At 64.3% G+C, this 11,663-nt stretch carries 8 protein-coding genes and 1 pseudogene; 4 read left to right on the top strand and 5 right to left on the bottom strand.

The window, feature by feature from the left end:
• Nucleotides 1-50: 50 nt before the first annotated feature.
• The gene (locus QZH52_RS33580; RefSeq protein WP_301815507.1) at nt 51-938 is read right to left on the bottom strand and encodes an AraC family transcriptional regulator; all 888 of its coding nucleotides are present in this window, start codon (nt 936-938) and stop codon (nt 51-53) included.
• A gap of 396 nt (nt 939-1,334) precedes the next feature.
• Nucleotides 1,335-1,631 carry a LysR substrate-binding domain-containing protein gene (locus tag QZH52_RS33575; RefSeq protein ID WP_301815506.1) on the bottom strand — a complete coding sequence of 99 codons (297 nt, stop codon included), beginning with the start codon at nt 1,629-1,631 and terminating at the stop codon, nt 1,335-1,337.
• Nucleotides 1,632-1,644: 13 nt separating this feature from the next.
• On the opposite strand from QZH52_RS33575, the gene QZH52_RS33570 reads away from it, so the two are divergent.
• From QZH52_RS33570 to QZH52_RS33555, 4 genes are all read left to right on the top strand, one after another.
• Nucleotides 1,645-1,830 (top strand): hypothetical protein, encoded by a 186-nt coding sequence (locus QZH52_RS33570; RefSeq protein WP_301815505.1) that lies wholly within the window; start codon nt 1,645-1,647, stop codon nt 1,828-1,830.
• Nucleotides 1,831-2,352: 522 nt separating this feature from the next.
• Nucleotides 2,353-3,501 carry a response regulator gene (locus tag QZH52_RS33565; RefSeq protein WP_301815503.1) on the top strand — a complete coding sequence of 383 codons (1,149 nt, stop codon included), beginning with the start codon at nt 2,353-2,355 and terminating at the stop codon, nt 3,499-3,501.
• 62 nt (nt 3,502-3,563) lie between these two features.
• The gene (locus QZH52_RS33560) at nt 3,564-7,631 is read left to right on the top strand and encodes a PAS domain S-box protein (RefSeq protein ID WP_301815501.1); all 4,068 of its coding nucleotides are present in this window, start codon (nt 3,564-3,566) and stop codon (nt 7,629-7,631) included.
• A gap of 7 nt (nt 7,632-7,638) precedes the next feature.
• The gene (locus tag QZH52_RS33555; protein ID WP_301815500.1) at nt 7,639-8,262 is read left to right on the top strand and encodes a response regulator transcription factor; all 624 of its coding nucleotides are present in this window, start codon (nt 7,639-7,641) and stop codon (nt 8,260-8,262) included.
• 69 nt (nt 8,263-8,331) lie between these two features.
• Here QZH52_RS33555 and QZH52_RS33550 read toward each other — a convergent pair whose 3' ends face one another.
• From QZH52_RS33550 to QZH52_RS33540, 3 genes and pseudogenes are all read right to left on the bottom strand, one after another.
• The gene (locus QZH52_RS33550; protein ID WP_301815498.1) at nt 8,332-10,554 is read right to left on the bottom strand and encodes an EAL domain-containing protein; all 2,223 of its coding nucleotides are present in this window, start codon (nt 10,552-10,554) and stop codon (nt 8,332-8,334) included.
• The gene (locus tag QZH52_RS33545; protein WP_301815497.1) at nt 10,551-11,078 is read right to left on the bottom strand and encodes a hypothetical protein; all 528 of its coding nucleotides are present in this window, start codon (nt 11,076-11,078) and stop codon (nt 10,551-10,553) included. Before QZH52_RS33545 ends, QZH52_RS33550 begins: the two co-directional genes overlap by 4 nt.
• Nucleotides 11,079-11,210: 132 nt before the next feature.
• Nucleotides 11,211-11,663, bottom strand: a pseudogene (locus QZH52_RS33540) (hypothetical protein); the annotation flags it as partial.

The raw sequence follows: 11,663 nt of genomic DNA, 5'->3' as shown, positions 1-11,663 counted from the left end.
CGCAGTCCGGCGACTTGCGTGCTGCAGCGCGGAAAGCGGCTAGATCGCGGCTAGATCTCGGGCTCGCGCGTGGTCGAAAACCGCGCGGGGGGATCGAACAGGTTGACCACTCGCCGGTAGTCGGTCGGCGTGATGCCCTGGTGTTGGCGGAAGAAGCGCGCGAAGTGCGTCGAGGCCGAGAAGCCAAGGTCATGCGCCACATCGCCGACCGGCTCGCTCGAATGCGACAGCCGCTGCACCGCGGCCTCGAAACGCAGCACGTTGGCGTACACCGCTGGCGTGACGTGGGTGTCGCGCTGGAACAGCGAGAAGAAGTGTGCGCGCGACAGGCCGGCATGCGCCGCCAGGTCTTCCATGTCGAAGTCGCGCGAGAGGTTCGCGCGCATGTGGGAGATCACCTTGCGCGTGCGCGGGTCCATCGCCGTGGGTGGCCGGGTGCGCAGCAGGCCGGCGAGATCGCGCCAATTCGAGTAGCTGTCGATGACCGAGATCACCAGGTTGAACAGCAGGTCCTCCAGCCGCGTGGCGGCCACCTCGTCGGCCCACCACAGTTCGAGCACGAACTCCTCGACGATCTTGCGCGTGCCGGGCCGGATGCCGACACACGGTTGGGGAAAGAAGCGGGGGTGCGCCGACAGCGACAACGAACGCTGGATGTCCGCCAGCCACGACGGCTCGATGTACAGAGCCAGGATCAGCGTCTGCGCCTCGGGCGGCGCCTCGTGGATGTAGGCGTGCGGCTCCCAGGCGTTGATCAGCACCGCCGTCTCGTCGGTCAGCGGCTGGCGCTCACCGCGCACGGCGAAGGCGCCGTCGGCTCCGCCGGCCTTGATCAGGATGTGGCAATGGTGGTGCGCGTGCGGCACCAGTGATGCCGTCATGTCCAGCAAGGCGACGCGGCCGAAGCGGCCCTGGAAGATCTTGATGGCTTTGGACAAGGGAGCGGCTCGGATGGGTCAGGTGGACGCTAATAGCATAGTTCGCCCGGAATCTTGCGCCATCGGGGGAATCCGCACCCGCTGTGGCGGCATTCGGTCCAGAGGTGCCACGCCAATCGCGTGAGCGGGCACAGCGATCGGCTCAGGAAGGCCGATCCAAGCGGAGCGAATTCGCGGCGCACCATCGTGCCCAGCAGTTCGAGACGAGCTGGCCGATGTCCACGTTCCTGGCTCTTCCATCCGACCTCGAATCCGCCGGCGCCTGCAGCGTTGGATCACGGAAAACGAGGGGACCCCACGAAGCGCGGCACGATGCCACCTCTGGGGAGCACCGGGCAGGAGGGGTAATCAGGTAATCCAGTGCTTGTCTGGACAGCTACGTCTTTGAAGCTGGGGTCAGCTGTGCGCGTCCCATTGCCTCGCCAAGTCCTGCAGCTGCGCCAGAAATTCCGCAGCCAATGGCGACAGCCGCTTGCCTCGCGGCCACAGAACCGACCAAGACGAGGGTACGGGGAATCGGTCAACCGCCAGCACGGCCAGGCCCTCGGCGGCAGGATCCTCCGCCAGCGCATGGCGCGATACCAGGCCCAGCCCCATGCCGGCGGCCACCGACTGTTTGATGGCCTCGTTGCTGCCCAGTTCCAGCCGCACCCGGGGGGACAGCCCGAGTTCCTCGAAATGCACCGCGGCCATTGAGGCCGTACAGATGCACTTCCCCGCCGGCACGCGCATGGCGGTTCCGGAAGGCGGCTATTTTTTATGGATCGAATTGCCCAACACCGTCGACGCGATCGAATTGCACACACTCGCGAGAGAACGCCGCATCAGCCTGTCGCCAGGGCCGCTCTTTTCCGCCGCGCGGCGCTTTAGAAACTGCGTGCGGCTGAACTAAGCCATGGCGCTGACCCGCGCTTTTTGCCCGCACTGAAGACCGTCGGCGAACTCGCGACGCAGTGCGCGGCGAGTCGTCACGAGCTGGCCACCGCACAGCCATAAAACAGACGACTTTCGTCGTCTCGACCGGATCATGCCGACAGCACGGCGCGATGCCGGTTTCAAGGCTCGTGTGCGGCGACATTCCTGAGGGCAGCGGCGAAGGTTGTCAGCTCTTCAGCTTGGCTGAGGTCGATCGACCTCAGTGATCTGGCCCGCTCAATTGCGGCGGAACTGAGCCTGTTCAGTGGATCCTTGCCAGCCGAGAATTTGCCTAGATTCGACCCCGCTTCCTTTGAAGGTCCGAGATTGAGAAGTTGCTCGAAAAAGGACGGCTCAAGCACCGCTATTCGACAGCTGCGTCAATCTGACCCGCCCTCGCCCCGCAGCGCGAATGCGCGCGGAACCTTCAGGACCCCGAACTCCGACAGCACCACGCCTGCGCTCTGGTCGCCTTCGGTCGACCGTTCCCTCTTCGGGCTTGCTCATCGGCTTCCGAAACCCTGGTCATTCACCCGTTCAGATCGTTCTCTTCGCCAAAAAATGGAGATTCCCAGATGTATGCAACGCCATTGATGACGATCGAGGCGCTTCGCTCGACAGCAAACGCTCGACGCTGCGCAGGCGGATATCCTCAAGCTGCCAACCTGCCAATGCAACCGAGCCCGAAGAGGATGTCATGAGCAGGGTTCCGGTAACACCCCGCCCAGGCGAATTGCTCGCCCGGGCGATCGACGTGATCGAAGAGGCGTCACACCATATGTTCAGTGAACAAGCATCGGTGAGCTTTCGATCTCCGACCGACCTGATGGCGCTGAGCCCGGATGAACAGGATGAGATCCGACGAACCGAGGACTTGAGCTTCCAGGCTCGTCCGGTAGTCTCCGCGATCAGTTTCTGCCTGCGCTCCGCGGTCTCCTTGCTTGCAGTGGCGCATTCCCTGACCGAACCGTCAGACGAAATGTCGCCGTCCGATCGGGAGCGGGCCTGGAAACAACTCGCCGCCCATACCAAGCTCGCGGGCCGCGCGGCCTATCGGGCCTCGCTCATTCTCTGCGACCCGAGCGCCGGTACCGTGCGAGGCGAACCGATCACTGCCGCGCCGCCGAACGCCATGCAGGCCAGGGTGCCTTTGGAGCCGGGCAGCGGCACAGGAGAACAGGTCCGCATCCTCGTCGTCGACGATGACAGCGTCATTGCGCTGCTGCTGCAGCGAAGTCTGGCACGGCTTGGCTACGAAGTCGCGGGTGTCGCCTCGACGCGCGACCAAGCGGTGGAGATGGCGCAACGCACCCAGCCCAGCCTCGTGCTCATGGACATCAATCTTGGCCCCGGGGGCGACGGCATCGAGGCCGCCGAAGCCATCGTGCGTGAGCGGCGCACGCCTGTCATCTTCCTGACCGCCTATTCCGAGGATGCGGTCCTGGGACGCGCTCGCGGAAGCGGCGCCTGCGGCTACCTGCTGAAGCCTTTCTCCGAGCGCGGCCTTCACGTGACCATTCAGATGGCCCTTGAGCGCTATCGCAGCGAAAGCCTCCTGGCGGACAGCGAAAGACGTCTGAGGCATGCCCTCGATGCCGTCCGCGAGCCGAGGGCCCCCGAGGCGTCTCCAACGCTGGCAACGGCCTGATGGACTCGGCATCTGCATTCGCGCCACAGCCAGCCCTGAACCCCGTAGCACCTGCGCGCCGCATGCTGGCATCCGACCCGCAATTCGCAACGCTGCTCACCGAGGTGATCGACGCACTTCCGGCGAACATCGCAGTCCTCGATCGGGAGGCGAACATCGTGTCGACCAACCGCCGCTGGCGCGAATTCGCACGCTTCGAAGGGCTGGCGAGCGGGTCTGACGGGATCGGCCTCAACTACCTGGAAGTCTGTGATCAGGCGGTGGGTGACGACGCCAAGTCCGCGCACGAGGCCGCGGCAGGCGTGCGTTCCGTGCTCAGCGGCAACGCCCCGAGCTTTGCGCTTGAATATCCGTGTCATTCTCCCATCGAGCGGCGGTGGTTCCAGATGACGGCAACCTCGTTGGGCACAGGCGGGCCGCACGGTGTCGACGGGGCGATCGTCGTGCACAGCGACATCAGCAAATACATGCGCGCGGACGAGGTGCTGGCCGAGACCAGGGAGCGCTTGCGCTTCCTCCACGAACTTACCGAGGCGACCTGCGGGCTGACCGACCCGACCCAGATCCTGGCCACGACCTGCCGGCTGCTTGGCAAGCAGTTGCGTGCACACTGCGCGTACGCAGAAATGCACGAAGACGGCGACCGCTTCGACGTCGTTCATGGCCGCGTGGCAAGCTGTGCGGGCGCGCAAGCCAGCCGCCTCCTGTCAAGCTTCGGCGTGCAAACGGCTGCCGAACTGCACGGCGCCCGTTCGCTCGTGTTTCGCAACACCGGCATCGAACTGCCATCGGGCGAGGGCAGGGAGATGCTTGCTGCGATGGGTGTGGCGGCGATCATCTGCTGCCCGCTGAGGAGGCGGGGCCGCTTGCAGGCAATGATCGCCGCCCATCAGGCGCGACCGCGCGACTGGACTGCGGGCGAGATCCTTACTCTGCAGGAAGCCGCCGAGCGCTCATGGGCCGCCGTCGACAGACTCAGTGCCGAACAGCGGCTGCGAGAGAGCGAATCGCTGCTGCGCATCGCAGGCCGTACCGCGCACCTCGGAGGCTGGGCGGTGGAGCTGCCCAGCGGGCGGGTCGCATGGTCCGATGGCGTCTGCGAGATCCTGGAGGTGCCCGCCAGCACCGTGCCCAGCCTTGAAGAGGCCTTTGCGCGGTGGGCACCGCAGTCGGTCGGGGTGATCAAGGCGGCGTTCGACGCCTGCGCACAGGAGGGCGTGCCGTTCGACGTCGAGCTCGAAATGCGCACGGCCACGGGACGCGCCATCTGGGCGCGTTGCACCGGAGAAGCGCAACGCAACTTTGCCGGCCGGACCACGCGCGTGCACGGCGCGCTGCAGGACGTCACGCTGCAGAAGCGCGCTGAATCGGAGCGCGCGCGCCTGGCCGCGATCCTCGAGTCGACCACTGACCTGGTCAGCATCAGCGGCCCCGACGGGCGCCTGCAGTATCTCAACTTGGCCGGCCGCAAGGCGCTCCAGGTGGAACCGTCGGAAAACCTGGCCGACATCTCCGCCTGGGACTTCGTGTCGCGTCCCGGCGGCGAGCTTGCCGAGGGCGTGCTCACCGCCAAGCGGGAGGGCACCTGGAGCGGCGAGACCGTCCTGACGACCCGCAACGGCAAGGAAATCCCCGTGTCGCAGGTCCTCATCGCACATAAGGGGGGCGATGGCCAAGTCGCCTCGGTGTCGGGGGTCATGCGCGACATCAGCGAGCGCAAGAGGACCGAGCTCGAGATCGCCAACAGCCACCAGGAACTGCAGCGCCAGCGCATGGAGCTGCGCATCCTGTTCGACCTGATGCCCGCGATGATCTGGTTCAAGGACACGCAGGACGTCATCGTGCGCCTGAACCGTCGCGCCGCCGAAGCCGTCGGCCAGACCGTGGACGCGATCGAAGGCCGCCCCGCGCAGGAGATCTATCCCGACGCCGCGATCATGCGCGCCGACGACCTCGAGGTGATCCGCTCCGGCCAGCCCAAGCTCGGCGTGCTCATGGAAAGCCACAGGCCCGATGGCGAAGTCATCTGGGTCCAGACGGACAAGGTGCCATACAGCAATGCCGCCAAGGAGGTCATCGGCATCGTCGTGATGTCCCAGGACATCACCGAACGCAAGCGAGACCAGGACCGGCTCAGCGAAATGAATCTGGAGTTGGAGGCACGCGTGCGCTCGCGCACTGCGGAGCTCGAACTGGCGCGCGACGGTGCCGAACAGGCCAGCCGCGCCAAGTCTGCCTTCCTGGCCGCCATGAGCCATGAAATACGCACGCCGATGAATGGGGTCATCGGAATGATCGACCTGCTTCACCGCAGCAGCCTGATGGGCGAACAGCTCGAGATCGTGGACCTGATCCGCGACTCCGGCTTCTCGCTGCTCGGCATCATCGAGAACATCCTCGACTTCTCCAAGATCGAAGCTGGCAAGCTGACGCTGGAGGCGCAGCCATTGCTTTTGGGCGATTTGCTGGAGAACGTCTGCGGCATGCTCGATCACAAGGCGACCAAAGGCGGCGTTCACCTCACGGTGCATGTCGATCCTGCCATTCCATCCCAAGTCGTGGGTGACGAGACGCGGTTGCGGCAGGTGCTTGTCAATCTGGTTGAAAACGCGATCAAGTTCACCAGTGGCCGCGTGGGCGTGGGGCAGGTATCGGTGCGCGCCGTGCTCGTCACGAAAGAGAAGGAAGGGGTGACGGTCGACCTCGACGTAACCGACAACGGCATCGGCATGGACGAAGCGACCCTTGCCCAGCTGTTCACGCCGTTCTCGCAGGCCGATGTCTCCACCACGCGCCGCTTCGGCGGCACCGGGCTGGGACTGGCCATCTCCAGCATGCTGGTGGAGTCGATGGGCGGGAAAATCTCGGTCGAGAGCTCGCTCGGCCTGGGATCCCGCTTCACGGCACGGCTTCGATTGCCCTCGCCAGCGGACGAGCCACGAGAGACCGACGACTTTTGGTCGGTGGCAACGGGCCTGCGCTGCCGCATCGTCGGCCACTTGCAACCGTTGGCCAGCGACATCGTCGACTCCCTTCGCCATGCGGGCGCGGTGGTCGACTCGTTTCATGACCTGGAAAGCCTCGCAGGGGCTGAGTGGGCGCCGGGCGAGCAGTTGGTATTGATCCTGCCCGACCAGCCGGCAGGCGATCCGGCCCGGCTGCGTGCATGGGTGCCGCCGCATCTCAGCGGCGAGATCCGTTTCGTGGTGTTCGGTTGGGGTGAACGCCGTCGACCGCGCATCGAAGCGGCCGACCTGCTGCGCATTGACGCCAACGCCCTGCCGCGCCGCACGCTGTTCAAGGCGCTCGGCCTGGCCTGCGGACGACTGCGGACAAGCCTCCAGGCCGACGAGCTGCCCCCGAAGACACTTCCACGGTCGAGCGCAGGCGAGCCATCGGGATCGGCCACAAGCCGCGTTCTGATCGCGGAAGACAACGATACCAACCGCAAGGTGATCCTGCGGCAACTGGCACTGATCGGCTTCTCCGCAGACATCGCTGCCGATGGGCGGCAGGCCCTTGCGCTCTGGCGCAGCGGCTCCTATTCGCTCGTCCTTACCGACCTGCACATGCCCGTGATGGACGGCTATGCGCTCACTGCAGCCATCCGCCGCGAGGAAGCTGCCGGTCACCACACGCCGATCATCGCGCTGACGGCCAACGCCGTGGGCGATGAGAAACTGCGCTGCCTCTCGGCCGGCATGGACGCCTACTTGAGCAAGCCGGTGCGGCTAGAGGATCTCAAGGCAGCCCTCGATGCGGCCATCGCCGTTCCTGCCCTCGAGGCACCGGCGGACCTGCGCGTCCTCACGGACTTGATCGGTGACGACCCGCTCAGCGTGGCAGAGGTGCTCGGCGCCTTTGGTGCGTCCGCCGCGCAGGCCCGCGAAGCCATGTGGCGTGGATGGCAAAACAGTGACCTGCGCCTGGTCGCTGACAGTGCCCACAAATTGAAGTCTTCCGCGCGCGCCATCGGCGCGATGCGCCTGGGCCAGCTGTGCGCAGATATCGAGGAGCAAGCCGAGACGGAGCAGGCGGCCGGCCTCGACACGCTGGTGAAGCGCTTCGACCGCGAGATGAACCTCCTTCAACACTTCCTCGACGCCCGCCAGCCCGATGCCGGAAGCTAGCCCGCCGGTGCTTTCACCGCCCGCGATGGTTCTCGCCGTTGACGATGACGACTTTGCGCGAGACCTCCTACGGCGCACGTTCACGACCGCGAAGCTCTGTTTCAGAACCTTCGTCTCGGCACAGGACCTGCTTGCCCATGCCGACCTGCAGTCACCGGCCGTGCTGCTTCTCGATGTTCGCATGCCTGAAGTGTCGGGATTGAAATTGCAGACCTTGCTGCGCGAGCGCGGCGTGATGCTGCCGATCATGTTCCTCGCAGGTAATTCGGAAATCGCAGTGGCGGTGACTGCGATGCGAAACGGTGCCGTCGACTTCGTCGAGAAGCCCTTCGACGCCGCGGATCTCGTGGCGCGCTTGCGCCGCGCATTCGCCGTCCATGTCTCCACTTCCGCACGGCCGAGAAGATCCGGCACCTCGGCGCACGCCGGGCGGCTGGCGGCACTGACGGCGCGCGAGCGCGAGGTGTACGACCGGATGGTGCTCGGCATGACCAGCAAGGAGATTGCCAAGGAATTGGGCGGGAGCTTCCGCACCATCGAGATTCATCGAAGCCGCGTGTTGGTGAAGATGGGTGCATCCAACGTGGCAAACCTGGTCCGTCGGAGCTTGATTGCCGTCGTAGGCCCATGAGGCCGCGTGCCCCAGCCTTTCAAGCTCGAAGCGAACATTGACTCCTGGTGCAACCCGATGGCGTGCATCTCAGGAACATATGCTCAGCCCATGCAGGCTTTGACTCGGCGCACGGGAAGCAGCGTCGGGCAAGTCGTCGAGCAATCCATCAATGGGCTCTGGTTGATGAACAAGAAAGCCTTGCGCATAGTCGACGCCCATCCGCTCAAGCCGCGACATCACCGCCGGACTTTCCACGAACTCCGCAATCGTCTTCATTCCTACGACCTTGGCGACGTCAACGAAACAGCGCACGGCCGCTTCATTGAGCGCATCAGTGAGCATGTCGCGCACGAACTGACCATCGATCTTGAGAAAATCTACTGACAATTTCTTCAAGTACCCAAACGACGCGGTGCCAGAGCCGAAATCATCGAGCGCCACTCGGACACCCCGGCTTCGAAGCTCCGCGATGAAGGCCGCGGCTTGCGCAAGGTTCGCCACGCCCGCGGTCTCGGTGATCTCGAAACACAGCCTCGAGCAAAGGGCCGGACCGGCCTCGTCGAGCTTCCCGCATGCCCAGACGTGGAAAGCGGGGTCTCCCACCGAGTGGCCGGACAGGTTGACGCTGAGCATGTCAACGCGCGTCTGGTTGGAGGCGCTGCGCAGCCAAAGAAGTGTTCGAAGCAGCACCCAACGATCAATTCGCGACGAGAGGTTATGACGCTCTGCCGAAGGAAGAAATGCGCCGGGGGGCACCAATGCGCCGTCGCGTGCGACCATTCTCAAGAGAATCTCGGCATGCACCCCGTTCACTGGGCGGTCGAGGGGTACGATGCGTTGGGCGAACAGTTCGAACCTGTTCTCGTCGAGCGCCTGTTCGATCTGCGTGGCCCACCTGAGCCCTTCTTCTCGCGCCTGCACCGCCAGGTCCGTTTCCCCCCAGAGGTGCACCCGGTTGCGCCCGGCGTCCTTGGCAGAAAAGCACGCAGCGTCGGCGGCCTGTAACAGCGCCGCCTCCGTTCGCCAGTGGTCATCGATCTTCACCACGCCGATGCTCGCACCGATTCGAAACTTCAGTTCGCCATGAGCGAACCTGAAATCTTCCATGTGATCGCAGATTTCCTGCGCCAGGCGCCTTGCGTCATCGAGGGCGCAGTCTTCGAGGATGACGGCAAATTCGTCGCCGCCCAGCCTTGACACCGTGTCACCGCCCCGGACCGTCGCGGTGAGCACCCTGGCGAACTGCTTCAGGAGCCGATCGCCCGCAGCATGGCCGCACGCATCATTGAGCCGCTTGAACTGGTCAAGATCGATGTACATCAATGCATGCTGTATTGGCGTGGTGCGCGCCGTATGGAGCGCGCGCCCCAACTGCGTCTCGAATTCTGACCGATTGGCGAGTCCGGTCAGCATGTCATGCGTGGCCCGATAGGCAATCTGCGCATACGAACGACGCTGTTCGGTCACGTCGCGAAAGACGCAGACCTCGCCCAACACACTACCGTTGTCCTTGAGGATGGGAGTCACGGACCTCTCGATTCCGTACCTCCGTCCGTCGCGAGAGACGAGCAGATCATGGTTGCACGACCGGCTTGCGACCGCGGAGGCATCCACGATCACATGCAAGACTTCCGACAGTGCTCTGCCCCGGGCTTCGCTGGTCGACCACCCGGTCAAACGTTCAGCGACAGCATTGAGGAGACTGACGTTGCCCTCCGCATCGGTCGTCACAATTCCGTCCGCCACCGACTGCAGCGTGACGCGAAGCAGCTCGTGCTGCTCGGACAGGCGGTCCACCAACCTCAAGGTCTCCCGAATCGCGTAACGGCCCTGCATCGCGTGGGCCACGATGCGCGAAAGGCATCGAAGCGTTTCGCGCTGCTTCTCGCTCAGTTGACGGGGCTTCCTGTCCATGACGCATAGCGTCCCGACGCATATTCCATCGTTCAAAAGGACGGGCGCGCCGGCATAGAAGCGGATGTCGGGCGGACCCGTCACCAGGGGATTGTCGGCAAACCGACTGTCCTGCATGGCATCGGGAACTTCGAACAGGTCGCCACCGAGGACGGCGTGAGCGCAGAACGCAAGCTCGCGCGGCGTTTCGGCGATGCCCGGAAGTCCGACATTGGCCTTGAACCATTGCCGGTCATGGTCGATCAGGCTGATCAGCGAGATTGGCGCGCCACAGATTTCCGCCGCCGTTCGCACGATGGCATCGAACTCGGGCTCCGGCTCGCTATCAAGTATTTTTAGCGCGTGGAGCGCGGCTAGAGCTGCGTCCTCATCCTTGCGCTTCGGCGCGGCTTTCATCTGACGAGATCCCGCCAAGACTCCCCCTGTACACTTTCAGACAAGGGGCGGCCAACACCAAGTATGACCATGGAGGACGGGTTCGATTCAGTCATCTTCATCCTCGTTGAGCGCGAGTTCCACTGCATGACCTGCGTCATCCTTCTATGAGTGCGACCCCGAGTTGCCCTCAGGGTCGGCGATTGGGCTTTAGACAGACAGCGCCTTGTGCCGCCCCGTCGACTCTCGACCACGGCCATCGTGCCGTGATCGGAAGATAAGCTGTCCGCCCGCCGCAGCCCATACGTGCGCATACGTACGTTGCGCGCCGACGTCATGACGCCAGCCCGATCGACGGCAAGATCAGCATCAGCGCAGGCCACGAACTGGTTGTCGGCCTCGTCCGGTGGCACTATCCCCTGGCCCATCAGCTCGACAAACCGGCCGCGGACAATCGCTTTCTTCGTCATGAACGCCGCGCTGTCCTTGTTGCTCGTCGCCAGCAGCACCGAAAGCCATCGGAACAGCAGCGAATAGCCGAACATGGCCACCGCGTGGCGGAGCGACTGGACCTGCACGCCGGTTCCAATGCCGGGTGCGAATTGATGTGGCGCAACAGGCGGTAGGTCAGCGCGGCGTCATGCTTGAGAGTGGCTTCGATGGTGCGTAAGTCTTCATCACGTCGGATCGTCTGCATGAGACGGACACGGATTCCGGCCGCAAGGTGGCAGCGTCGACCGGATGTCCGCGTTCATCAGGTCGTCGAGATCCATGCACAGGACGACATTCTTCGGTGGCGAGGCCTTCAGCTTCAGTCCCTCGACTGTCATGTCGAAGAAGAGGACCAGCCCGCCAAGGCGCCAGCAGGTCTTGCGAGGATTGAGGTTCGTCGCGACGCCGGAAAGGAGCGCCCTCAGGCTCTCGAAAGCGGTCGGCTCGACGCCAGGCGATGCCATGCGCCATGCGGGCTTGTAGCCCTTGACACGCTTCTTAGAACTTATCCGTAAATAGGTAAACTGTCGATCCGAGCCGCATTGGGCGCGGCGATGGATCGAGATCTTGGCGAAACGTGTTGAGTCGTGGGTGGTGACCGATGAGTTCTGGCAGCGTGTGGAGCCGCTGATTCCTGC

Origin of the sequence: Variovorax ginsengisoli (assembly GCF_030486595.1) — a bacterium.
GTDB classification, from domain to species: domain Bacteria; phylum Pseudomonadota; class Gammaproteobacteria; order Burkholderiales; family Burkholderiaceae_C; genus Variovorax; species Variovorax ginsengisoli_B.
This window is presented reverse-complemented; position numbering and strand designations above follow the sequence as displayed.